This is a genomic window from Gordonia sp. CPCC 205515 (genome assembly GCF_048537925.1).
Lineage (GTDB): Bacteria > Actinomycetota > Actinomycetes > Mycobacteriales > Mycobacteriaceae > Gordonia.
In genome coordinates this window covers 47,039-70,307 of record NZ_JBCLVJ010000013.1, presented here as the reverse complement: position 1 = coordinate 70,307, position 23,269 = coordinate 47,039, and the positions used below count along the sequence as shown (strand labels likewise).

Sequence of the window (23,269 nt, the reverse complement as noted above, 5' to 3'; positions counted from 1 at the left end):
GGGGATCGTGCGATTGCGCCGGTCCCCGTTTCTGCTGTTCGGCGCAGCACGCTGAGACTAAGTGGTTCGTTTGAGTTCGAAGCACGCCGCACGCACACCACCGAAGTCGTCGCGTGGCGCAGTCATCCGATCCACCTGCGCACGGGCCTGGTCGACGACCGGGGTCTGGGGATCGAGTACGGCGAGGTAGCGCTCGTGCGCGGCCAATGAGCGCACCGCCGACTCGATCTCGTCGGTGACGTCCACGGCGTGCGTCGCGGCCGGCCCGTTCTCGAACAACCATCGGGGGCGGGCCGCGGGCTCGAGGGTGTCGTACGCCTCGAGCACGGCGGCCGCGAACTCCATGTGGTCGCGCTGATTGGGGAATCCCGGCGCCCACTCCGGACCACCGTAGAGCGATAGGATCACCTGCGGCGCAACGCGGTTGATCGCTTCGACGATCCGCTCCCGCAACTGCGGGGTGTTGCGGATGTCGCTGTCCGGGAAGCCCCAGAACTCGACGTCGTCGACCCCGACGATCTTCGCCGACGCCCGCTGCTCGGCCTCGCGCAGCGGCCCGGCCTCCGCGGGTTCCATGCCCTCGATACCCGCCTCGCCACTGGATGCGAGGGCATACACGACGCGTTTACCCTCGCCGGTCCAGCGGGCGACGGCGGCGGCCATGCCGTACTCCGGATCGTCGGGATGGGCGACGAGCGCGAGTGCGGTCTGCCAGTCGGTGGGAAAGGGTGTGAGGTCGCTCATAGGGTGACCCTACGTGCGCACGGGTCTCTACCGCTGATGATCCAGGTTGGCCATCTTCAGCACGTCGAGGCGTTTGTCGAGTTCGGCCTCGGACAGCTTGTCGCCGATGAGTCCGCGGTCGATGACCGTCTGCCGAATCGTCTTGCCCTCCTTGAGTGCCTGCTTGGCGACCGCCGCGGCCTCCTCGTAGCCGATCGCGCTGTTGAGCGGCGTGACGATCGACGGGGAACTCTCGGCCAGGGTGCGCAGCCGGTCCTCGTTCGCGATGAGTCCCGAAATGCAGCGGTCGGCGAACAGTCGGGACACGTTGGCCAGCAGCTTGAGGGACTCGAGGACGTTGCGCGCCATCATCGGGATGTACACGTTGAGCTCGAACGCGCCGTTGCCGCCACCCCAGGTGACCGCGGCGTCGTTGCCGATGACCTGCGCCGCGACCTGCGTGACCGCCTCGGGCAGAACAGGATTCACTTTGCCCGGCATGATGGAGCTACCCGGCTGCAGATCGGGCAGGTGCAGTTCGCCGAGTCCGGTGAGCGGGCCCGATCCCATCCAGCGCACGTCGTTGGCGATCTTGGTCAGCGAGACCGCGATGGTCTTCAACTGCCCGGACAGTTCGACGAGTCCGTCGCGTGCGGCCTGCGCCTCGAAGTTGTTCTCCGCCAACGTCAACGCGTCGACGTCGGTCAGCTTCACGAGTTCGGCGACGACCTTGGTGCCGAAATGATCGGGTGCGTTGAGTCCGGTGCCGACGGCGGTGCCACCGATCGGCAGTTCGCCGACGCGAGGCAGCGTGGCGGTGACCCGCTCGATGCCGGCCTGGACCTGTCGGGCGTAACCGCCGAACTCCTGGCCCAGTGTCACCGGCACCGCGTCCATCAAGTGGGTGCGGCCGCTCTTGACCACCTCGCGCCACTGTGTTGCCTTGTCCAGCAGGGCAAGTCGCAGGTGGTCGAGGGCCGGCACCAGGTCGGTCACGACGGCCTCGGTGGCCGCGACGTGCGTCGCGGTGGGGAAGGTGTCGTTCGACGACTGCGACATGTTGACGTGATCGTTGGGGTGGACGTCGACGCCGTTGGCCTTGGCGATCGACGCGATGACCTCGTTGGCGTTCATGTTGGAGCTGGTGCCCGACCCGGTCTGGAACACGTCGATCGGGAACTGATCGTCATGCTTGCCGTCGGCGATCTCCTTGGCGGCGACGATGATCGCGTCGGCCTTGTCGGCGTCGAGGAGCCCGAGATCGGAGTTCACCTGCGCGCAGGCGGCTTTCAACAGCCCCATCGCGCGGATCTGGGTGCGTTCGAGCGGGCGGTGGGAGATCGGGAAGTTCTCCACCGCGCGCTGGGTCTGGGCCCGCCAGAGTGCGTCGACGGGGACTTTGACCTCGCCCATGGTGTCGTGCTCGATGCGGTACTGCTGTTCGGTCATGTGCGCTGCGCCTCCGGCTCCGTCGATGGAGATAGGTAATCCTTACTTCACCGTACCGGCGTCCGCATGCATGCCGATTGTCAGGGCATTGCATACACACATAGCAGTGAATATGCTTCACCATATGCGTACTACGGTGATCCTGCCCGACGAGCTCTATGAGCAGGTCAAGCGCTCGGCGAGGGAAGCCGATCAGACTGTGACATCGCTCTTGGAGGATGCGTTGCGCAGAGAACTCGATCGGCGAGCCGATGTTCGTCGTGACCAGCCGGCAGCGACGCTGCCGCCGCCGTACACCGGCCGGAGCGGGATCCGCGCCGACCTCGATATCGCCCACGGTCAAGCCATCTTGGCGGCGATGGAGGACGGTTTGCCGATCGAGAAGCGTCGCTGACGTGTTGATGCCGGATGTGAACATCCTGGTGGGGGCGTTCCGGGGTGAGGATCCGCGCCATCCGCAGCTGTATTCGTGGCTCGAGTCGGTGCTCGGTGCCGACGAACCGCTCGCGCTGACCCCGGCGGTGGTGTCCGGATACGTTCGCGTGGTGACGAATCCGCGTATCTTCGCCGACCCGACCCCCGTACCCACGGCGTTGGGGCACATCGATGTCCTGCGGGAGAATGCGTCGGTGCTCGATGTCGCGCCCGGCCGCCGGCACTGGGCGATCTTCTCCGCGCTGTGCCGGGAGTCCGATGCGCGCGGCGATCTCGTCGCCGACGCGCACCACGCGGCGACCGCGATCGAGCATGGGGCGACCTGGGTGACGCTCGACCGCGACTTTGCGCGGTTCGAGCGCCTCACCTGGCGGTTACCCGAGTAGGGACGTGGCGGTCAGCGTTCCTTCGACCGGATCCGGACGCCACCCAGCGGAACCGTGACGGCGCCTCCGGGATCGGTGAAGAAGTCGTTGCCCTTGTCGTCGACGACGATGAACGCGGGGAAGTTCTCCACCTCGATCTTCCAGACCGCTTCCATCCCGAGCTCGGGGTATTCGATGACCTCTTGGCTCTTGATGCAGTCGAGCGCCAGGCGCGCGGCCGGACCACCGATGGAGCCGAGGTAGAAGCCGCCGTGCGCGTCGCAGGCGGTGGTGACCTGCTTGGACCGGTTGCCTTTGGCGAGCATGACCATCGATCCGCCGGCCGCCTGGAACTGTTCGACGTAGCTGTCCATCCGGCCCGCGGTGGTCGGCCCGAAGGAGCCGGACGCCATGCCCTCGGGGGTTTTGGCGGGTCCGGCGTAGTAGACCGGGTGATCGCGCAGGTAGTCGGGCATCGGTTCGCCGGCGTCGAGACGTTCCTGGATCTTGGCGTGCGCGATGTCCCGCGCCACGACCAGCGGACCGGTGAGCGACAGCCTGGTCTTGACCGGGTGCTTGGACAGTTCGGCGAGGATCTCCGACATGGGCCGGTTGAGGTCGATGTCGACGACCGCACCGCCCTCGATGTCCTCGGCGACACCGGCATCCGGCATGTACTGCGCCGGATCGGTTTCCAGTTGCTCGAGAAAGACGCCGTCGGCGGTGATCTTGCCGAGCGCCTGCCGGTCGGCCGAACACGAGACCGCAATGGCGACCGGGCACGATGCACCGTGGCGGGGGAGGCGGACGACGCGGACGTCGTGGCAGAAGTACTTGCCGCCGAACTGTGCCCCGATGCCGAAGGACTGGGTCAGCTTGAAGACCTCGTCCTCGAGCTCGGTGTCCCGGAAGCCGTGCGCGGCCATCGACCCCTCGGTGGGCAGCGTGTCGAGATAGTGCGCCGACGCGTATTTGGCTGTCTTCAAAGCGAATTCGGCCGACGTGCCACCGATGACCACCGCCAGGTGATATGGCGGGCAGGCGGCGGTGCCCAGTGAACGGATCTTCTCATCGAGAAACTCCAAGAGCCGCTTGGGATTCAGGATCGCCTTGGTCTCCTGGAAGAGGAACGACTTGTTGGCCGAACCGCCGCCCTTGGCCATGAACAGGAACTTGTACTCCGGCCCCTTCGGTCCCTGCTCGGTTGCGTAGATCTCCACCTGCGCAGGCAGATTGGTGCCCGTGTTCTTCTCGTCGTAGGTCGTCAGCGGAGCCAGCTGCGAGTACCGCAGGTTCAGCTTGGTGTACGCGTCGTAGACACCGCGGGAGATCCACTCGCCGTCGTCGGTGCCGGTGAGGACGCCTTCGGACTTCTTGCCCATGATGATCGCTGTGCCGGTGTCCTGGCACATCGGCAGTACGCCACCGGCGGAGATGTTGACGTTCTTGAGCAGGTCGAGCGCGACGAAGCGGTCGTTGCCCGACGACTCGGGGTCGTCGATGATCTTGCGCAGCTGCCGCAGGTGCGCGGGCCGCAGATAGTGGCTGATGTCGTGCATCGCCTCCGCGGTCAGTTTCTGCAGCGCCTCGGGTGCGACCTTCAGGAAGGTCTGGCCGTCGACCTCAAAGGTCGACACACCCTCGGTGGTGATCAGTCGGTACGGGGTCTCATCGGCGCCGGAGGGCAGCAAATCGGCATAGCGGAACTCCGGAGCGGGGGCTGTTTCGCTCACCGATGGATCGTATCGTGGCCGGTCAGTGTGTTGTATCGCCCACCTGCCGCCGCGTGATATGGGCCACGGTAGTCAGCAACGAGTTCTGCGCCGTGGATCCGAGTCAGATAGCGACTCGGATCTACGGCGCAGACGGTTCGACTGCCAGCGACTCGCTCAGAGGTCGAGGCGCGCGTACTCGCGGAGCTTGGTGGTCTGGTGTACCGCCTCGATACGGCGGATGGTGCCCGACTTGGAGCGCATGACCAGCGACCGGGTGGTGGCGCCGTTCGGTCGGTAGGTGACACCGCGGAGCATGTCGCCGTTGGTGACGCCGGTCGCGCAGAAGAAAGAGTTCTCACCGGCGACGAGGTCCTCGGTGCTCAGCACGCGGTTGAGGTCGTGGCCGGCGTCGAGGGCCTTCTTCCGCTCTTCGTCGTTGCGGGGCCACAACTTGCCCTGGATCTCGCCGCCCATGCATTTCATCGCGACCGCGGTGATGATGCCCTCGGGGGTGCCGCCGACGCCCATCAGCATGTCGACGGAGCTGTATTCGCCGGCCGCGGCGATCGACCCGGCGACGTCGCCGTCGGAGATGAGGCGGATCTTGGCGCCTGCCTCGCGGATCTCGCCGATCAGGTCGGCGTGCCGGGGACGGTCGAGGACCACGACGGTCAGGTCGGCGATGTCGATGCCCTTGGCCTTGGCGACCGAGTTGACGTTCCACGCCACCGACTCGTCGATGTTGATCGCGCCCTTGGCCTCTGGGCCCACGGCGATCTTGTCCATGTAGAACACGGCGGATGGGTCGTACATGGTGCCGCGTTCGGAGACGGCGATGACCGCGATCGAGTTGGGTCGGCCCTCGGCCATCAGGGTGGTGCCGTCGATCGGGTCGACCGCGACGTCGCACTCCGGTCCGGTGCCGTCGCCGACTTCTTCGCCGTTGAACAGCATGGGGGCTTCGTCCTTCTCGCCCTCGCCGATCACCACCACGCCGCGCATGGACACGGTGGAGAGCAGTTCGCGCATCGCGTCCACCGCGGCGCCGTCACCGCCCTTCTTGTCGCCGCGTCCGACCCAGCGCCCGGCCGCGAGTGCTGCGGCCTCGGTGACTCGCACGAGTTCCATCGCGAGGTTGCGATCGGGGGCCTGCTGGGTTGGGGACATATGCGACTCCTCGGCGTGGCAGCGGTGACAAAGGTGGCCGTGTGGCCTGCGTCGCTGTCCATCCTTGCATGTCACACCGATCGATCCGGCGGCAACCCGGACTGGAATACTGTCGGCCATGGCGGGTAAACCACGGATTCTGCACAGCAGCAAGGACATGATCTGGTCCCTGGTGCCGTTGCTGATCATTTGCGCGGTGGTGGCCATCGCTTCGGGTAACTGTTCGGTCGGCCTCACCGGCCAGGCCTCCGACGACCGGACGCCGCCCTTCAACGTGCAGGCCGCGCTCGCCGCGGACGCCCGCGACCTCCCGTTCCCGATCCGCCGACCCGTCGTCCCGGAGAGCTGGAAACCCAACTCGGGATCAACCGAACCCGTCGGCGGCACGCGGGTCAGCAACGTCGGGTGGATCACCGACGTCGGGGCATACATTCAGCTCAGCCAGACCGACGCCAAGGAAGACGACCTGGTCGTCGCGCTCGGTGGCACGGATGCGCTCGGTGCGGGAACTCGTCAGGTCGGCGGGCGTGAGTGGGTCATGTACACCACACCCGAGGACAAGAAGTTCTGGATCACCGACCTCGGCGACGTGCGGATCGCGGTTCTCTCCCGGGGTCCCGACGACGACATGGAAGAACTTGCCAACGCGGTGTTGGCCCAGCAACCGTTACCCAGTCGCACCTGATCACTCCGCGTCGGAGTCGTCCTCGTCGTCGAGTTCGTCGGCGTCCGGATCGTGCTCGGAGATGACCGCCTCGATGCGTGCGCGGGCACCGTCGAGGTGTTCTTCGCACCGAGCGGCCAGTGCTTCGCCGCGCTCCCACAGGGCCAACGAGTGGTCGAGGTCCAGTCCGCCTCGCTCGAGGGTGGACACCACGTTCACCAGTTCATCGCGGGCCTGTTCGTAACCCAGATCGGCCACCGGTGTCAGGTCGTCGGTGTTCACGTGTTCTCTCCTTCGGTCACCGTGGCGCGTACCGCGCCGTCGGACACCCTGATCCGTACCTGCGTCCCTGTGGGCATGTCGTCGGTGGCCGACACCACGTGCCGATCACCGTCCAGACGCTGCACGACTGCGTATCCGCGGGCGAGTGTCTGGGCGGGGCCGAGGGTGTCGAGGCGGGCCGCCAGGTGGTCGTGTCGTCGTTGTTCCCCATCGATCAGACGGGTGACATCGCGGCGGATGTCGGCGCGCATGCGGGCGACGCCGTCCGCGCGCGCGTCGATCATCGACATCGGGTTGGCCAGCACCGGGCGATGCCGGATGCCGTCGAGGCGGTGCTCTTCGCGCTGAACCCAGTTGCGCAGCGCTTGCGCGTTGCGGTGACGGAGCGCGGCGATGCCGGCCCGTTCGGCGTCGACGTCGGGCACCGTCTGCTTGGCGGCATCGGTCGGGGTCGCCGCACGCAGGTCGGCGACCAGGTCGAGTAGCGGAGTGTCGGGCTCGTGGCCGATGGCGCTCACGACCGGCGTGCGGCACGCGGACACCGCACGCAGCAGCGCCTCGTCAGAAAATGGCAGCAGATCCTCGACGCTGCCGCCGCCGCGGGCGATGATGATGACCTCCACCTCGGGGTGTGCGTCGAGTTCGCCCAGGTGTGCCAGGATGCGCGGGACCGCAGTGGGACCCTGGACGGGTGCGTCGCGGATCTCGAACCGCACCGCCGACCATCGGTTCTGCGCCACGGCAACGACATCGCGGGCGGCGGCGCTCGCCCGTCCGCTGATGAGGCCGATCGACCTGGGTAGGAACGGAATTTGTGCCTTGCGTCGCGCATCGAAGAGACCCTCGGCAGCGAGCAGTTGGCGTAGCCGCTCGATGCGTAGCAACAGCTCGCCGATACCGACGGGTCGAATCTCGGTGACGCGCAACGAGATCGTGCCGCGACCCGGATAGAACTCGGGCCGCCCGAGGACGACGACACGACTGCCCTCGGTGAGTGGGACCTCGCTGCGTTGCAGTAGATCCGGGTTGCAGGTCACCGAGATCGACATGTCAGCGGCGGGATCGCGCAGCGTCAAGAACGCGACGCGGGTGCCGTACCGCGGATTGATCTGGGTGAGCTGCCCTTCGACCCAGATCTGGCCCAGCCGGCTGATCCAATTCTGGATCTTCTGGTTGACCGAGCGCACCGGCCACGGTTGCTCGGCGGAGTTCGCCTGGGGTTGCGGGGTGGAGGGAGCCGCGGGCGTCACGTGGACGACGGGCGCTTGGTGTGTGAGGCGATGCGGTTGTCGATCATCGTGACGAACGGGGCTCGCGCCTTGGTGGCCTTCTCGTAGCCGGCGAGGTCTTCCAGCTCGGGCAGACTCACGGTGCGCAGCTTGGCACGCAGCTGAGCCAGGGTGAGGTTGTCGTATTCGAGGTACTCGACGATCTCCGGCACCGACCCGTTGACCGGGGCGGCCGGCTTGTCGGTCGATCCCTCGCTGCCCACCAGCGCCTCGGGCGGTGTGCTGTAGAGCGCGAATCGCCCGGCCGATGCGTCGGGCGCCGCAGCGGAGTCTGTGTGTTTGGTCACCGAGTGCTCGGCCGGCGAAGACTTCTTCGGCGCAGCCTTCTTGGCCGGCGCCTTCTTCGCGGGTGCGGGCGCCTTCGCGGCAGGCGGCCGCACCGGCGTGGGGCGGCTCTCGATCGGGGTGCGGTCGGCCTCGGCGTCGAGGGTGTCGTCGTCCTCGTCGAATCGTGCCCATTCGGGTTGCTCGGTGGGCTTGTCGAACAGGGCCCCGAGCGCGGCATCACCCTTGATGGCCAGTTCCGCGATGCTCTGCTGCATCCGCATGCCGGCCTGCAGCGTCTGACTGACCGCCGTCATCGGGAAGGTGATCACCAGCGCAGGGATCTTCTTGGTCTCCTCGATCGCGGTGACGACGAGGCCGGCCGCGATGCGGGCGGGATAAGGTGCGCGAACCATGCCAACACTTTGCCATTCCCTACCGACAGTGTGGTAGCGAGGCGTCGAGAAGTGTCGACGGTGTGAGCTGACTCCGACGATTCCAGACATTCGCCGGTTTTCCGTACCCTGGACACCATGGTTGAACGCAAGCGAGTCCTGCTGGCCGAACCCCGCGGCTACTGCGCCGGGGTGGATCGTGCCGTCGAGACCGTCGAGCGGGCTCTGGACAAGCATGGTGCGCCTGTTTACGTGCGCAAGGAGATCGTGCACAACCGGCACGTGGTCGACACGTTGACCGAGCGCGGCGCGATCTTTGTCGGCGAGACCGACGAGGTGCCGGAAGGTGCGCTGGTGGTGTTCTCCGCGCATGGGGTGTCGCCGGAGGTGCATCGGACCGCCGCGCAACGCAGCCTGAAGACCATCGACGCCACCTGCCCCCTGGTCACCAAGGTGCACCAGGAGGCCAAGCGGTTCGCCCGGGACGACTACGACATCCTGCTCATCGGTCATGAGGGCCACGAAGAGGTGGAGGGCACCGCCGGTGAGGCGCCCGAACACATTCAGCTGGTCGACGGCCCCGACCACGTGGGCGACGTCGAAGTGCGCGACGAATCCAAGGTGATCTGGCTCTCGCAGACCACGCTGTCGGTGGACGAGACGATGGAGACGGTCCGACGGTTGCGGGAACGCTTCCCACAGCTGTCCGATCCGCCGAGCGATGACATCTGCTACGCCACCCAGAACCGACAGGTGGCGGTGAAGGCGATGGCTCCGCAGTGCGACCTGGTCATCGTCGTGGGATCACAGAATTCGTCGAACTCGGTACGGCTGGTCGAGGTGGCGTTGCAGAACGGTGCCGCGGCGTCCTACCTCGTCGACTACGCGCGCGAGATCGATCCCGCTTGGCTCGAGGGCGTCACCACGGTGGGCGTGACCTCCGGTGCGTCGGTGCCCGAGGTGCTGGTGCGCGGGGTGATCGATTTCCTCGCCGACTACGACTTCGACACCGTGGAAACGGTTACCACCGCCGAGGAGACGCTGACCTTCGCGCTCCCGCGCGAGCTCCGTCCGGCACGCACCGCCAAGTAGTCCCGGCTCGGGGCTGATCAGTACTCGTCGGGATCGAGCCGCCGCATCCGACGGTGGGGCAGTGCGACGCCGACCGTCGCGGCCAGCACCGCGATGCACACCACGACCCCGACAATCGCCACGTTGCGGGCAGCGTGATCGGGTGACGCAGGTGGTGCCGGAGCGGCGATGCGTTGTGTCGCATAGGGTTCCGTGGGCTCGACCGGGATCTCGTGGGTGAGTGCGGCGACCGGATCAATGACGCCGTACCCGATCTCGGTGTCGCGTCCGGTACCCGGTGCATGGGCCGTCCTGGTGACGCGTTCCATCACCTCGCCGGCGCTCAGTGTGGGGAAGCGGGCGCGCACCAGGGCGACGGTCCCGGACACATACGGTGTCGCGAAACTGGTGCCCGCGATCGGTACCGGACCATGGGGACCTGGTTGTGCGTCACTGAGTTTCGACGATCCCGGCGTGGCATCGAGGCTCACGATGGCGGTGCCGGGTGCGGCCACCGACACCCACGGCCCGTGCAGACTGAACGAACTCGGTGTTCCCGCATCGGCATTCACCGATCCGACGGTCAGTACATACGGCACGAACCAGGCCGGACTCGCGACGGTGGTCACCGCGTTCCAGCCATCGACGTCGTCCGGTGGTGGCGTGGGATTCTGGTTGCGGCACCCCGAGTTCTGCGTCAGGTTGCCTGCCGCGACCACCACGACGACGTCTCGCTCATAGGCGTAGCGGACCGCAGCGCCGAGCGCTCTGTCGTCGGGCCGCGAACCGGCTGGGGCGCAGGCGACTTCGGAGATGTTGATCACCGTCGCACCGAGTTCCACCGCGCGCACCACCGCCGACGCGAGAGTGCGCACGGAACCGTATCCGGAGCCGACCGCCGTCGCGGTATCCGCCGAATCGGCGTGGTTCTTGGCCGAATACGCGCTACTGGATTGTCGGATGGAGATGAGTCCGGCGTCCGGTGCGATACCCGCGAACGCATCCCGTGGACCCGGTTGGGCGGCGATGATGCCCGCGACCAGGGTGCCGTGGGCGTCGCAGTCGCGCAGTCCGTCACCGGTGGACACATAGTCGCCGCCGGCACGGAGCCGCAGTAGTCGGGGATGCGGCGTGACGCCGGTGTCGATCACCGCGACGGTTTGCCCCGCCCCGCGACTGAAGCGCCACGCCTCGGGAAGGTTCATCATCGATTGTGCTGCCGAGGGTTTCGTCCGATCGCGGTGTTCCGCCGCGGACGGGGTGGCGCAATAGGTGCGTTGTTCGGTCGGTTCGGGAGGACCCACGGGCGACGAGCGGACCGGGACAGCGGACTCGACGCGCGGTGGGCTCACCGCGGATGCCGGTGTGACCCCGGAGAAAACGCCGAGGCAGATCGTGGCGGCCACAGCACCCAGCGCTCTGATCCGGCGACCTGCCGGACCCGAACGCATGTCAGATCTCCCGGACCATGCGATAGAGATCGAGCAGCCACACCAGCAGCGGTACGATCACCGCGATCAGCAGATACTCGCCGATCTCCGCCGCCCGGCGCATCACCGGCGAGAACTCGACAGTCGGCGCGAGTACGCCGAAAACCAGTGCGGCAGCGACCATGACGATCCCCAGGCCGAAGGTCGCCAGCGGCCAGCCCGCGGAACCGACCGCGAGTCCGGTGATCAACGCGAGGATGCCCAGCGATCCGGAGCCGATCAGTACGATGGCCTGCGCCCGGTCGCTGTGCGATCGGCCGCGCAGGCAGAGCACTGCGCAGACCACCGCACCGTAGGCGAGGGCGATCGGCGACGACTCGGTGAGTGGCGCGGCACCGACCGCGCAGGCGGCGGTGAGAACCGCGGCGCCCCCGACGATGCCGGTCAGATACGAGTTCGAGAGAAATGAACGACGCTGCAGTGCTTCGGCTTTGGGGAGCGCGATGGCGCTGATCGCACCGATACCGTCGATCGCGGGGAGCGGATCGGTGTCCTCGGGTCCGAAGGTCGTACCGGCGGTGGGTACCGGGGGCAGAGGCAGTTTCGCGAGCACGATGGTGGCTCGCGGGGCGAGCGTGATCACCAGGACGCCGACCGCCGCCAGTACCGCGGCCACCGACGGCGCCGCCGCACCGAACAGGGTTGCGGCTCCGGCCCCGAGTCCGCCGAGTAACGCGGCGGTGCTCGCCGCGCTGTGGGTCACCGGGCCGGCCGCGGTCAACCGATAGGAGATGGTCACCGTGACCAGGGTCAGGGCGCACCCGAGCGTCAGGTGAGCCGCGCCGAACCCCTTCGGCACCAACAGCATCCCGGTGACCAACGCCAAGGGCAGCGTCGCCCCACAGAGCACGGTCGCGGTGGCGTCGTCGCGGACGTGCCGGGCGGTGATGGTCGCCGCGGTGAGCAGGCCGATCACCGCGAGCGCGCCGAGCCCGGCCACCCAGGCGCCGGCCCCGGCGGTGCGTGTGGCGCCGAGGCCGACGGCAGCGGCACCTGCGGCCACGACTGCGACGACCTGACCCACGGTCCGCGCGGCACGCGGCGACCAATTCGGGAAGCGAGATTCATTCAAACGCGCGACGGCATCGACCACGTCGTCGAACAGTGGCGGGGCCTCATCGGTGCACACCGCACGCAGAATCAGCAGATCGCCGTCGCGGATACCAGCCTCGGCCAACGACCTGTTGGGCGAGATCTGTTCCTGGCCAACAAGGCCCAGCGTCCAGCGCTGGGCACGCGGGTACCTCGTGGGTTCTGCGGGGTCGGCGTCGTCCGGGTCGCGCCGCGGTGGAGTGCGCGATTGGATCTGTGCGACCAGGTCAGGCATCACTGCCGCAATCGGTGATGCCGCAGGTAAACCCACGTCCAGTTGGGTGTTCCCGCCGAGCACCGACACCCGCACGAGATGCGGTTCGAGCGAGGTGTCGCTACGCGGTCGCGGCGGCGCGGACAACCCCGTTTCCGCCGGTGTCATTCGTGTATCCACAATGCTCATCTGCATGGACCTCCCCGCCCCGTTTGGCGGTTAACATAGCGAATCGGACACATCGGTACCAGTGCCTTCGGGGAGTTCGGCTCACCGTCGGCACCGACGTTTCGGGGGACATCACGTGGTCACGACCACCGAGGGCTTCGTTCGGCGTCCGCGGATCACGCCGCCGCGGGCGCCGGGCGGTGAGCTGACCATCCAGCCGCCGCCGGACGTGCCGCGGGTGGTACCGGGCAACATCCTGCTCAAACTGCTGCCGGTGGTCATGGTCGTTGCCGTCGTCGGCATGATCGCGATGATGGTGGTCACCGGCGGGCGCAACATGCTCTCCAACCCGCTGTTCATGATGTTTCCGGTGATGATGCTGATGTCGATGGTCGGCATGTTCGCGGCCGGTGGTCGCAACGGCGGCGGCAAACGCGCGGCCGAACTCAACGAGGAACGCAAGGACTATTTCCGCTATCTCGGCCAGACGCGGCTGCAGGTGCTCGACACGGTGGCCGCCCAGCGGACCGCGTTGACGTGGAGTCATCCCGACCCGGCGGCGCTGCTCGACATCATCGGGACCCGCCGGATGTGGGAAAGGCGGCCCGCCGACGCCGATTTTGCGCACGTGCGGGTCGGGGTGGGATCGCAGCGACTCGCGACCCGACTGATGCCGCCGGAAACCGCACCGCTCGAGGACATCGAGCCGGTGTCCATGGTCGCGTTGCGTCGCTTCGTGCGAACGCATTCGGTGGTGCACCGACTGCCGACCGCGATCTCGCTGCGCGGGTTCCCGGCGATCACCGTCGAAGGAGCGCGGCAGGAGACGCGGGAACTGCTGCGGGCCATGCTCGTCGGGCTGTGCGCCTGCCACGGGCCGGATCACCTGCGGGTTGCCGTCGTCACCGGTGATCCGGCCGGCGAGGCCTGGGACTGGGTGAAATGGTTGCCGCACGTGGGTCATCCGACGCACGGCGACGGTCTTGGTCCGACCCGGATGGTGTACCCGACGCTGGCCGACTGTGAGGGATCGTTGACCGCCGAACTCGCCGAGCGTGCCCGGTTCAGCCGTTCGGCGCCAACGGCTCCCGGCCGCACGCACCTCGTGGTGATCGTCGACGACGGATACGTCCGTGGCGATGAGCGACTGCTCGACGACGCCGGTACCGAAGGTGTGACGCTGATCGACCTCAACGCGCCCGCCGACGGTCTCGCCGCCCGGCGTGGCCTGCATCTGGTGGTTCGGGATCGAAAAGTGGCTGCCCGCAGCGCGGTTGGCGTCGAGGAGTTCGCCGATATGGACTCGCTGAGTATCCCGGAGTGCGAGAGTTTGGCGCGGCGGCTGGCCCGCTACCGGTTGGCCACCGCGGCGACCCTGGTGGACGTGGAGTCCGAGGATCAGCCGGTCGACCGGGGGCTGCCGGCGCTGCTCGGTATCGGTGATGCGACCCGATTCGATCCGGTCGTGGGCTGGCGTGGTCGGGTGGGACGTGAGCGCTTGCGGGTGCCGATCGGGCAGACCCCGACCGGTGCCCCGGTCGATCTCGACATCAAGGAGGCCGCCCACGGCGGCATGGGACCGCATGGTCTCTGCATCGGTGCCACCGGATCCGGCAAATCGGAATTCCTTCGGACACTGGTACTGGCGCTGCTGGCCACGCACTCGCCGACCGAGCTCAACGTCGTCCTCGTCGATTTCAAGGGTGGCGCAACCTTTCTCGGTCTGGAGTCGGCACCGCATGTGGCCGCGGTGATCACCAACCTCGAACAAGAGCTCGCGATGGTAGACCGCATGCGCGACGCGCTGGCCGGCGAGATGAATCGCCGGCAGGAATTGCTCCGGGCCGCAGGCAACTTCGCGAACGTCACCGACTACGAACGGGCGCGGACCTCGGGCGCACGTCTGCAGCCGTTACCCGCGCTGTTCATCGTCGTCGACGAATTCTCTGAATTGCTGGCGCAGAAGCCCGATTTCGCCGAGCTGTTCGTGGCGATCGGACGACTCGGCCGCTCACTGCACATTCACTTGTTGCTCGCCTCGCAGCGTCTCGAGGAAGGGAAACTGCGTGGACTGGACAGCCACCTGTCCTACCGAATCGGCTTGAAGACATTCTCGGCCAACGAATCCCGATCGGTACTCGGGGTGCCCGACGCGTACCACCTGCCCAGCTCGCCCGGCTCGGCGTTCCTCAAGCATGCGTCGTCGGACCCCGTTCGCTTCCACACCTCGTATGTGTCCGGTCCGTACCGGCCGGTGGCATCGCCGCAGAGTGTGGCGGGTGAGCCGATCCCGGTCGGGCCGCACGGGCGGATGGTGATGTTCACCGCCCTGCCGACCCCCGTCGACGAGCAGGCAACCGCGCCATATCCGCTGCCCGACGTGCCGCCCACCGACGATGACCCGATCGCGGCCTCGGCACCGAGCCTGCTCGACGTGCTGGTCGGCAGAATGACCGGTTACGGCCCGCCCGCACACGAAGTGTGGCTTGCGCCGCTGGATGATTCACCGACCGTCGACGGATTGGTTGGCGGCCCTGACGCCGTCGTGACCGCCGCTCCAGGTGACCTGCGCCCGGCGATCGGTCTCATCGACCGTCCCTACGACCAACGCCGCGACCTCTACCGGATCGATCTGGGCGGAGCGGCCGGCAACGTCGCGGTCGTCGGTGGGCCGCAGTCGGGCAAGTCGACCGCGCTGCGCACCATCATCCTGTCGGCGGCGGCGACCCACACACCCGAGCAACTGCAGTTCTACTGCCTGGATTTCGGCGGCGGCTCGCTGAGTGCGGTCGCCGGACTGCCGCATGTCGGTTCGGTCGCCGCGCGCGGCGACCTGGATACCGTGCGGCGGACCATCGCCGAACTCACCGCGCTGATCCGCGACCGGGAACGACTCTTCGCGCGCCTCGGAATCGAGTCGATGCGGGACTTCCGCGCACGGCGGACTCGGTGGTTCGCCACCGGTGTTGTGACCCAAGATGATCCGCTGGAGCAGGACCGGCACGGTGATGTCTGCCTGGTCCTCGATGGTATCGCCGCGCTGGGCCAGGAACTGGAGTTCCTCGAAGAACAGATCCACACGATCGTCGCGCAGGGCCTGTCCTACGGTGTACATGTCATCGTGTCGGCGTCGCGGTGGGCCGAGATCCGGCCGGCGATCAAGGATCTGCTGGGCAGCCGGATCGAACTCAAGCTCGGCGACGCCATGGACTCCGAATCGGGGCGCCGCACCGCGGCCTTGGTACCGCACAACCGCCCCGGACGCGGACTCTCCCCGGACGGTCTGCACATGCTCACCGCCCTGCCGCGCCTCGACGGGGTGTCGTCGGTGGAGTCGCTACCGGCCGGAGCGGCCCACGCGATCGATGTGCTCACGCGGGCCTACCCCGACCGTCACGCCATGGCCGTCCGCACGTTGGCTCCGCTGATTCCGCAGTCGCAGATCGACGAACTGATCGTCGACACCGGAATCGCACTGGCGCGCAACCAGGTCGCGATCGGCATCGGTGAACTCGCATTGGAGCCGGTGGTACTGGACTTCGGCGCGCAACCGCACCTGATGGCCTTCGCCGACCCGGAACACGGCAAGACCACCTTGCTGCGCACCATCATTCGCGGTCTGACCGTCCGGACTCCGGACGAGATCAAGATCGTGCTGGTGGACTATCGGCGCACACTGCTCGGCGTGATCGAGGGTGAGCATCTTGCCGGATACGCGAGCTCGGCGGTGACCGCTGCGCCGATGATGATCGAACTCGCTCAGTACTTCGCCGGCCGACTCCCGACGGAAAGTGTCACTGCGCAACAACTTCGGGATCGGTCGTGGTGGACCGGTCCGGATGTCTACGTGATCGTCGACGACTATGACATGGTGGCCGCGGCGTCGGGCAACCCGCTGCTGCCGTTGGTCGAGCTGGCCGCCCACGCCCGTGACATCGGTCTGCACCTGATCCTCGCCCGCCGGTCGGGTGGTGTCGGGCGCGCCATGTTCGACCCGCTCATCGGTCACCTCAAAGACCTGTCGTGCGACCTGCTGCTGATGAGCGGCGACCGCGACGAGGGCTACATCACCGGACGGACCCGGATGTCGCAACGCGTCCCCGGTCGCGGCGAACTGGTCTCGCGGAACCGTCCACAGGAGTTGATCCAGGTGGGTTACTCCGAAGCGGAGATGTAAGGATGGCGCCATGATCACCCGCCCGACGGTGATCGACCTCGCCTACGGACGGATGGATCGCGACGGCGCAGCGGTCGACGTCACCGATCTGCTCAACGCCGCCGATGCGACGACGGTCCAGCTCGACGGCGTCGTTCGACACACCGATCATGCGTGGCGGGACGTGTGGCGCGACCTCGGGCTGCCCGAGACCGACGAACACGGTCCGCATCCGGTGATCATCGGTCACCCCAGCACGTGGGGACGGCCCCGGACCGCGGTGCTGGCCCGCTCCACTGCTGATCTGGGGGTACCGACCACAGTGGTGCCGCGCGCACTGCTGATCGCGCGCAGCCACACCGACCTCGCGGTGCAGCGCTGCGCCGTCGTCGAGACCACTCACCGGCCCGAACCCCCGAGCGATCCGGCCCGTCCGCCGCAGACCTGGTGGGATGTGACCCGCCTGCGCCGCACGTCGGCCGGATGGGAGGTCGAGGACTCCGACATCCTCGAACCCGATGCGACCGACCTCGGTGACCGCGTCGAAGAGGTCATCGCGGACTCGGTGGAGATGGTGCTCGTCGATGGAACCGATCCCGCGCAGAACACGCACGCAGTCGACGTGCTGACGACCCACGCACTGGCCGGGCGGGTCCTGCCGGTCGACCGGGCCATCGTGCGGCGCTACGGATGGCGGACCGGACGTCCCGAGGGCTCCGACGACCACGGTGCGCCGCCTCCGGTGGCCGCACCACCGGCGCCGCCACGCCGCTTCGCCCGCTACTGGATTCCGGCCGCCGGTGCGATCGCGGTGCTCATCGCGGTCGTCGCGGGGGTGGTGGGATTCCTGCAACGCGACGACGACCCGGCCGAGCACACGCAGCGCGTTGCGGTCGGCCGGACAAGCCTGGAGGTGCCGGCCGACTGGCGGCGCAGTGAACTCGGCTCCGGGCAAGCGTCGTCGGCGTCGTCGCGCACCGTGTTCGCCGACCCGGCCACCGGTCGGCGCATCCTGGTGGTGCAGAGCCAGGTGCGCGCCGACTCGTCGCTGGCCAGCGTCGCCACCAGCTTGAACAATCGGATCAGGCAGCGTGGCGACGACGTCGTCACCGAGTTCTCGCCATCAACGAGATTCATGGGTCGAGACGTGATCAGCTATCGGGAAGCGCCGGCCTCCGGCAGCGCGATCCGCTGGTACGTGCTCGTCGAGGACGGTCTGCAGGTCTCCATCGGCTGTCAGAACGGCGACGAGGGGGAGTCCGTCGACGCCGAGTGCGCGACGGCCGTCGAATCGGTCCGGATCGTACCCGGCAAGTGAGGTCGGCGATGGACTTCCGTCCGCGTTTTGACCCTGACCTGGGCTGTCGCGTAACCTGGATCGCTGGTGCGTGTCACCTCGTCGTACTGTCGTGCGTCGAGGTCACCGAGGCCCGGGTCCCTGCTGGTCGCCGGATTCGCCTCTGTCACGCCGCCTGACCAGTGCCCGAAACGAACAGAGCTGAGGACAACTGTGCCCACTTACACCCCGAAGGCCGGTGACATCACGCACGCGTGGTACGTCATCGACGCCCAAGACGTGGTGCTCGGCCGCCTCGCCGTGCAGAGCGCGAACCTGCTCCGCGGCAAGCACAAGCCGACCTATGCACCCCACATGGACGGTGGTGACTACGTCATCATCATCAACGCCGAAAAGGTTGTGCTGACCAGCAACAAGGCCGAGCGCAAGCTGAACTACCGCCACTCCGGGCATCCGGGTGGGCTCAAGGTCCAGACCACCGCCGAGCTCCTCGAGAGCCACCCCGAGCGCGTCGTCGAGAAGGCCATCAAGGGCATGCTGCCCCACACCAAGCTGGGTCGCGCGATGGCGTCCAAGCTGAAGGTCTACGCAGGCCCGAACCATCCCCACGGCGCCCAGAGCCCCGTGTCCTTCGAGATCAAGCAGGTGGCCCAGTGAGCAACGAGAACATCAGCGACGCGGCTGTCGAGGCAGCCGTGGAAGACGCCGCTACCGCCCAGGCCGCAGCCGGTGACGACACCGAAGCCGCCGAGACCGCGGTTGAGCAGGCCGTCGAGGCTGTGGAAGCCGTCGAAGGTGCCGACGACTACGACACCGAGGCCGTCGCGGCCGATGTCGCCGTCGATCGTGGACCGGTCGTCATCGACCGCCCGATCCAGACCGTCGGTCGCCGCAAGGAGGCCGTCGTCCGCGTGCGTCTCGTCCCGGGCACCGGCCAGTTCACCCTGAACGGTCGCACCATCGAGGACTACTTCCCGAACAAGGTGCACCAGCAGCTCATCAAGGCACCGCTGGTCACCGTCGAGCGCACCGAGTCGTTCGACATCCACGCCAAGCTCGTCGGCGGCGGCCCCTCGGGCCAGGCCGGTGCGCTGCGCCTGGGCATCGCCCGCGCGCTCATCGAGGTCACCCCGGAGGATCGCCCCGCCCTCAAGAAGGCCGGATTCCTCACCCGTGACCCGCGTGCGGTCGAGCGCAAGAAGTACGGCCTGAAGAAGGCCCGCAAGGCGTCGCAGTACTCCAAGCGCTGACCTTGGCACGCCTTTTCGGTACCGACGGCGTCCGGGGCCTGGCCAACGACGAGCTCACACCCGAGCTCGCGTTGCGCCTGGCCTCGGCCGCCGCGGTCGTATTCGAACAAAATTCACAGAACCACACCCGGCCCCGTGCCGTGGTCGGTCGGGATCCCCGCGCGTCCGGCGAGATGCTGGAAGCTGCGGTGTGCGCCGGACTGGCCGCGACCGGCGTCGACGCGATCCGTGTCGGTGTGGTCCCCACGCCCGCGGTCGCCTTCCTGACCGCAGACTATGGCGCCGACTTCGGCGTGATGATCTCGGCGTCGCATAATCCCATGCCGGACAACGGCATCAAATTCTTCTCCGGTGGTGGGCACAAGCTCGAGGACGCGGTCGAGGATCGGATCGAGGCCGCGATGGCCGACGATCTCCTGCGCCCGATCGGTGCTGCCGTCGGTCGTGTGCTCGACGCCCCGGATGCCGGTGAGCGTTACCGCGCGCATCTGGCCACCGCGCTCGAGCATCGTCTCGACGGGCTGACCGTGGTGGTCGACTGCGCCCATGGTGCCGCGTCGACCCTTGCGCCGCAGGCATATTCGGATGCGGGTGCCACGGTCATCGCGATCCACGCGGAGCCCGACGGCCTGAACATCAACGACGACTGCGGCTCCACTCACATGGGCAAGCTGCAGGCCGCGGTGCTTGAACACGGCGCCGATCTCGGACTCGCCCACGACGGTGACGCCGACCGGTGCCTCGCCGTGGATTCCACCGGCCAGATCGTCGACGGCGACGCCATCATGGCGATCCTCGCGACCGCGATGTCGCGGCGAAAGGCACTGCACGACAACGTTCTCGTCGCCACCGTCATGAGCAACCTCGGGTTGCACATCGCGATGCGCGACGCGGGCATCAACCTGGTCACCGCAGCCGTCGGTGACCGGTATGTCCTCGAAGAACTCCGACGCGGAGGCTATTCGCTCGGCGGCGAACAGTCCGGTCACATCGTCGTTCCCGACTACGGCACCACCGGCGACGGCATTCTCACCGGTCTGCTGCTGATGGAGCAGATCGCAGCGACCGGAACCCGCCTCGCCGAGCTCGCCGGCATCATGACGGTACTGCCGCAGGAACTCATCAATGTTCGTGTCGCGGACAAGCATGCTGTGGCGCAATCGGATTCGGTCAAGCAGTCGGTCACCGCGGCAGAGGCCGAACTCGGCGACACCGGCCGGGTGCTGCTGCGCCCGTCGGGCACCGAGCAGTTGGTGCGAGTGATGGTCGAGGCGCCCACCGCCGACGCCGCGCAATCGGTGGCCCGAAGGATCGCCGACGTCGTGGCAGGAGTCGGATCGTGAACGCGGTCAAGGCAGTACTGTTCGACTTCTCGGGGACGCTGTTCCGGTTCGAGGCACGCGACGACTGGTTCGCCGGGCTGCACGACGACGCGGGTAACGCGCTGCACCTCGACCACCAGGCCGAACTGATCCGCCGCATGACCCAACCCGTCGGCATCCCCGCCCAGGTCGAGGGCTATGACCGAACCGCATGGGAGGACCGGGATCTCGACCCCGCGTTACACCGCCGCGCGTATCTGGCGATGTTGCGGGCATCCGGTCTGACCGCGCCCGGCCAAGCCGAGAGCCTCTACGGCCGCGTGCTCGACCCGCTGTCCTGGCAGATCTTCGCCGATACCGAGTCGGTACTGCGCGGTCTGCGGGCCGCCGGTATACCGGTGGGGGTTGTCAGCAACATCGCCTTCGACGTGCGTGCGGTACTCGCGCGGTTCGGCGTACAGGATCTCGTCGACACCTACGCCCTGTCCTACGAGATCGGGGCGGTCAAACCCAGCCCGGAGATCTTCCGTACCGCCCTCGACGCGCTCGGCGTCGCCCCCGCGGATGCGTTGATGGTGGGGGACAGCGAGACCGCCGACGGCGGTGCGCGACAACTCGGTTGCGCGTTCGAACTCGTGCACGACGTGGCGGTCGATCAACGGCCGACCGCGCTGCTCGACGCCGTGCGGGCGCACGGAGTCGAGATCGCGGGCTGACGGCTCGCCCGCCGATCCGAAAACCTGCGGAACCGCCCGGCCTCCGTGCGCGTCTAAACTTCGAGGGGACGTGTGCGGAAGGGGGAGCGATGTCCGAATCGCGGCTGTTCATCGACGTCGACGAGGTCACCGAGGTGGTCTCCTTCTACCGCTGCGCGGCCGAAGTCGTCGGGGCTGCGGCGTCCGACCTGGGTGCGGGCGACCTCGGGGACTGGGCACTCGATGACCAATACCGTGAGCTCGGTGACCGCTACCGGGAGATGGGCCGGGTGATCGCGGCGCGGCTCGCGGAGCAGTCCGTGGCCGCCGACCGCCTGTCCATGGCGCTCGAACAAGGACTGACCGCGCTCACCGAGAGCGATGCGGACCTGCGCGACGACCTGCTACGTATCCGGTCAGAGCGCGCAGCGGACGGACCGGCGCAGTGACGGCGCGATCGAATTCGCTTGCGGCGCTGCGTGATCAGGCCACATCGGGGATCGATGAGCTGATCGCGATCCTGCATCTGGGAGCGCGACTGGGGGTTGCCACCGCCGATCCGGCCGCCATCGAGCCACCGTTCCGCAAGGTGGGTGCCTTCGACGCCACCGGCTTCGCGGCCGACAGTCGCCGACTCACCGCGGCCTATCGTGCGGTCGCCGAGCACCTGCATCGCCTCCCCGAACAGCAGATCCGTCTGGACCGCGGTTGGACGGGCGCGACCGGGGAACAGGCGGTCAGCGCCGTCGTCGAACATCAGCGGCGCGCCGAATCCGACCTGCACACGCTGCGTACGTTGTCCGAGGCGACCGGGGCGGCGTCGTCGGGCATCGATCAGCTCCTGCGTACCTGGTACGTCACCGTCGTCCGGCTGACCGCACCGCTGGTCGCCGGTGTGCCGATCGAGGCCGTCCCGGAAGCGATCGCCACCGGCCAGATACCGCTGCGCATCGTCGGGGAGGACATCACCGCCCGGACGCGGCTCTACTTCACCTCGGCCAAAACCACCATCGACGGTATCGACGAGATCCTCGAACAGCTCACCCGAGCCACCGACGGTATGGACGTCGAACCCTATCCGACCGATCTGCGCCCCCGGCCCGGCGCGACCGCGGCGCCGGACGATCCGCAGCCCCCGAACCCGCAGCCCCCGAACCCGCAGCCCCCGAATCCCCAGCCCCCCGACCCGCCGCACAGCGACCTGATGGCCGCGACCGGTCGGGTGACCCCGACGGAACGGCCCCTCGATGCCGATGCCGCGCCGACGACGCCGAACATCGCTCCGGCCGGAGCGATCACGGAGCCGACCCCCGATGCCGGCGCGGCCACCGCAACCCCGACACCCGACGCCGTCGACAATGCACCCACCGATGTCGGCCGTGACCTCGATGTCCCACTGCGGCTGGGGAACTCGGCGCCGTCGGCGCCCGATGCGCCCGCGACGTCGGCCGGTGACCTGGCCCTGGCCGGCGAGGAATGAGGCCCCGATGAACCTGGCCGACCAGATCGAGGCGATCGCCCGAGCCGCGACCACCCAGGTCGTCGACGCCTCCAACGAGTTCTCGACCACCCAGCGTCGGCTGGCCCAGGAATTGGCCGAACATCAGGCGGGCGAGCGCCCCGCCGACCAGCCCGACGACCTCGACGATCTCCGCTCCCGACTCGACGATGAGGCCGACCGGGCGGATTCGGTGACCCCGCGGATCCTGCTGCCCGCCGACATGGCCGAGGGCAGTCCGCACGAAACGCGCATCGGCGAATAGGCT

At 67.8% G+C, this 23,269-nt stretch carries 22 protein-coding genes; 13 read left to right on the top strand and 9 right to left on the bottom strand.

Going from position 1 to position 23,269, the window contains the following annotated elements; all coding sequences use genetic code 11:
* Positions 1–57 precede the first annotated feature (57 nt).
* Positions 58–744, bottom strand: coding sequence for a PIG-L deacetylase family protein (locus AAFP30_RS20265; RefSeq protein ID WP_419231806.1), 687 nt, complete (start codon positions 742–744; stop codon positions 58–60).
* A gap of 27 nt (positions 745–771) precedes the next feature.
* Positions 772–2,172, bottom strand: a complete 1,401-nt coding sequence (locus AAFP30_RS20260) for a class II fumarate hydratase (RefSeq protein ID WP_419231804.1) — start codon at positions 2,170–2,172, stop codon at positions 772–774.
* A gap of 124 nt (positions 2,173–2,296) precedes the next feature.
* Between AAFP30_RS20260 and AAFP30_RS20255 the strand changes: the two genes are divergently transcribed.
* A complete protein-coding gene (locus AAFP30_RS20255; RefSeq protein ID WP_419231803.1) occupies positions 2,297–2,566 on the top strand; it encodes a ribbon-helix-helix protein, CopG family in 270 nt (89 codons plus the stop codon).
* 7 nt (positions 2,567–2,573) lie between these two features.
* The gene (locus AAFP30_RS20250; RefSeq protein WP_419231924.1) at positions 2,574–2,993 is read left to right on the top strand and encodes a type II toxin-antitoxin system VapC family toxin; all 420 of its coding nucleotides are present in this window, start codon (positions 2,574–2,576) and stop codon (positions 2,991–2,993) included.
* 11 nt (positions 2,994–3,004) lie between these two features.
* Here AAFP30_RS20250 and AAFP30_RS20245 read toward each other — a convergent pair whose 3' ends face one another.
* Both AAFP30_RS20245 and glpX read right to left on the bottom strand, forming a co-directional pair.
* Positions 3,005–4,705 carry a fumarate hydratase gene (locus tag AAFP30_RS20245; protein WP_419231802.1) on the bottom strand — a complete coding sequence of 567 codons (1,701 nt, stop codon included), beginning with the start codon at positions 4,703–4,705 and terminating at the stop codon, positions 3,005–3,007.
* 156 nt (positions 4,706–4,861) lie between these two features.
* Entirely contained in the window at positions 4,862–5,854 is a 993-nt protein-coding gene (glpX, locus tag AAFP30_RS20240) for a class II fructose-bisphosphatase (protein ID WP_419231801.1), read from the bottom strand.
* Between the two features lie 118 nt (positions 5,855–5,972).
* Between glpX and AAFP30_RS20235 the strand changes: the two genes are divergently transcribed.
* Positions 5,973–6,539: a DUF4245 domain-containing protein gene (locus AAFP30_RS20235; protein WP_419231800.1), complete on the top strand. Its 567-nt coding sequence runs from the start codon at positions 5,973–5,975 to the stop codon at positions 6,537–6,539.
* Here AAFP30_RS20235 and AAFP30_RS20230 read toward each other — a convergent pair whose 3' ends face one another.
* The 3 genes from AAFP30_RS20230 to AAFP30_RS20220 are packed head-to-tail and all read right to left on the bottom strand — an operon-like array spanning position 6,540 to position 8,769.
* Positions 6,540–6,800, bottom strand: a complete 261-nt coding sequence (locus tag AAFP30_RS20230) for an exodeoxyribonuclease VII small subunit (RefSeq protein WP_419231799.1) — start codon at positions 6,798–6,800, stop codon at positions 6,540–6,542.
* The gene (gene xseA, locus AAFP30_RS20225; RefSeq protein WP_419231798.1) at positions 6,797–8,050 is read right to left on the bottom strand and encodes an exodeoxyribonuclease VII large subunit; all 1,254 of its coding nucleotides are present in this window, start codon (positions 8,048–8,050) and stop codon (positions 6,797–6,799) included. Before xseA ends, AAFP30_RS20230 begins: the two co-directional genes overlap by 4 nt.
* Positions 8,047–8,769, bottom strand: coding sequence for a lipid droplet-associated protein (locus AAFP30_RS20220; protein WP_419231797.1), 723 nt, complete (start codon positions 8,767–8,769; stop codon positions 8,047–8,049). Before AAFP30_RS20220 ends, xseA begins: the two co-directional genes overlap by 4 nt.
* A gap of 117 nt (positions 8,770–8,886) precedes the next feature.
* On the opposite strand from AAFP30_RS20220, the gene AAFP30_RS20215 reads away from it, so the two are divergent.
* Positions 8,887–9,840, top strand: coding sequence for a 4-hydroxy-3-methylbut-2-enyl diphosphate reductase (locus AAFP30_RS20215; protein ID WP_419231796.1), 954 nt, complete (start codon positions 8,887–8,889; stop codon positions 9,838–9,840).
* A gap of 17 nt (positions 9,841–9,857) precedes the next feature.
* Here AAFP30_RS20215 and mycP read toward each other — a convergent pair whose 3' ends face one another.
* Both mycP and eccD read right to left on the bottom strand, forming a co-directional pair.
* Complete coding sequence (gene mycP / locus AAFP30_RS20210; protein WP_419231795.1) at positions 9,858–11,270, bottom strand: type VII secretion-associated serine protease mycosin; 1,413 nt, start codon at positions 11,268–11,270, stop codon at positions 9,858–9,860.
* A gap of 1 nt (position 11,271) precedes the next feature.
* Complete coding sequence (gene eccD / locus AAFP30_RS20205) at positions 11,272–12,804, bottom strand: type VII secretion integral membrane protein EccD (RefSeq protein ID WP_419231794.1); 1,533 nt, start codon at positions 12,802–12,804, stop codon at positions 11,272–11,274.
* A 115-nt stretch (positions 12,805–12,919) separates the two neighbouring features.
* Here eccD and eccCa point away from each other — a divergent pair, with 115 nt between their 5' ends.
* From eccCa to AAFP30_RS20160, 9 genes are all read left to right on the top strand, one after another.
* Positions 12,920–16,960 carry a type VII secretion protein EccCa gene (gene eccCa, locus AAFP30_RS20200; RefSeq protein ID WP_419231793.1) on the top strand — a complete coding sequence of 1,347 codons (4,041 nt, stop codon included), beginning with the start codon at positions 12,920–12,922 and terminating at the stop codon, positions 16,958–16,960.
* Between the two features lie 10 nt (positions 16,961–16,970).
* Complete coding sequence (locus tag AAFP30_RS20195) at positions 16,971–18,257, top strand: type VII secretion-associated protein (RefSeq protein WP_419231792.1); 1,287 nt, start codon at positions 16,971–16,973, stop codon at positions 18,255–18,257.
* A 192-nt stretch (positions 18,258–18,449) separates the two neighbouring features.
* Positions 18,450–18,893 (top strand): 50S ribosomal protein L13, encoded by a 444-nt coding sequence (gene rplM, locus AAFP30_RS20190; RefSeq protein ID WP_419231791.1) that lies wholly within the window; start codon positions 18,450–18,452, stop codon positions 18,891–18,893.
* Positions 18,890–19,486, top strand: a complete 597-nt coding sequence (gene rpsI, locus AAFP30_RS20185) for a 30S ribosomal protein S9 (protein ID WP_419231790.1) — start codon at positions 18,890–18,892, stop codon at positions 19,484–19,486. The genes rplM and rpsI overlap by 4 nt, the downstream gene beginning before the upstream one ends.
* Positions 19,487–19,488: 2 nt before the next feature.
* Positions 19,489–20,829 carry a phosphoglucosamine mutase gene (gene glmM, locus AAFP30_RS20180; RefSeq protein WP_419231789.1) on the top strand — a complete coding sequence of 447 codons (1,341 nt, stop codon included), beginning with the start codon at positions 19,489–19,491 and terminating at the stop codon, positions 20,827–20,829.
* Entirely contained in the window at positions 20,826–21,524 is a 699-nt protein-coding gene (locus tag AAFP30_RS20175) for an HAD family hydrolase (RefSeq protein ID WP_419231788.1), read from the top strand. Before glmM ends, AAFP30_RS20175 begins: the two co-directional genes overlap by 4 nt.
* An 89-nt stretch (positions 21,525–21,613) precedes the next feature.
* Positions 21,614–21,952, top strand: a complete 339-nt coding sequence (locus AAFP30_RS20170) for a hypothetical protein (RefSeq protein ID WP_419231787.1) — start codon at positions 21,614–21,616, stop codon at positions 21,950–21,952.
* Positions 21,949–22,983, top strand: coding sequence for a hypothetical protein (locus tag AAFP30_RS20165; RefSeq protein WP_419231786.1), 1,035 nt, complete (start codon positions 21,949–21,951; stop codon positions 22,981–22,983). Before AAFP30_RS20170 ends, AAFP30_RS20165 begins: the two co-directional genes overlap by 4 nt.
* Before the next feature lie 7 nt (positions 22,984–22,990).
* Positions 22,991–23,266: a hypothetical protein gene (locus AAFP30_RS20160; protein WP_419231785.1), complete on the top strand. Its 276-nt coding sequence runs from the start codon at positions 22,991–22,993 to the stop codon at positions 23,264–23,266.
* Positions 23,267–23,269: the final 3 nt, after the last annotated feature.

Coding starts and splice junctions, on each gene's coding strand:
- eccD (WP_419231794.1), bottom strand. CDS start 12,804: ATGAGCATTGTGGATACACGAATGACACCGGCGGAAACGGGGTTGTCC.
- AAFP30_RS20195 (WP_419231792.1), top strand. CDS start 16,971: ATGATCACCCGCCCGACGGTGATCGACCTCGCCTACGGACGGATGGAT.
- AAFP30_RS20260 (WP_419231804.1), bottom strand. CDS start 2,172: ATGACCGAACAGCAGTACCGCATCGAGCACGACACCATGGGCGAGGTC.
- AAFP30_RS20160 (WP_419231785.1), top strand. CDS start 22,991: ATGAACCTGGCCGACCAGATCGAGGCGATCGCCCGAGCCGCGACCACC.
- AAFP30_RS20250 (WP_419231924.1), top strand. CDS start 2,574: ATGCCGGATGTGAACATCCTGGTGGGGGCGTTCCGGGGTGAGGATCCG.
- AAFP30_RS20235 (WP_419231800.1), top strand. CDS start 5,973: ATGGCGGGTAAACCACGGATTCTGCACAGCAGCAAGGACATGATCTGG.
- AAFP30_RS20170 (WP_419231787.1), top strand. CDS start 21,614: ATGTCCGAATCGCGGCTGTTCATCGACGTCGACGAGGTCACCGAGGTG.
- AAFP30_RS20220 (WP_419231797.1), bottom strand. CDS start 8,769: ATGGTTCGCGCACCTTATCCCGCCCGCATCGCGGCCGGCCTCGTCGTC.
- glpX (WP_419231801.1), bottom strand. CDS start 5,854: ATGTCCCCAACCCAGCAGGCCCCCGATCGCAACCTCGCGATGGAACTC.
- AAFP30_RS20265 (WP_419231806.1), bottom strand. CDS start 744: ATGAGCGACCTCACACCCTTTCCCACCGACTGGCAGACCGCACTCGCG.
- AAFP30_RS20255 (WP_419231803.1), top strand. CDS start 2,297: ATGCGTACTACGGTGATCCTGCCCGACGAGCTCTATGAGCAGGTCAAG.
- mycP (WP_419231795.1), bottom strand. CDS start 11,270: ATGCGTTCGGGTCCGGCAGGTCGCCGGATCAGAGCGCTGGGTGCTGTG.
- AAFP30_RS20215 (WP_419231796.1), top strand. CDS start 8,887: ATGGTTGAACGCAAGCGAGTCCTGCTGGCCGAACCCCGCGGCTACTGC.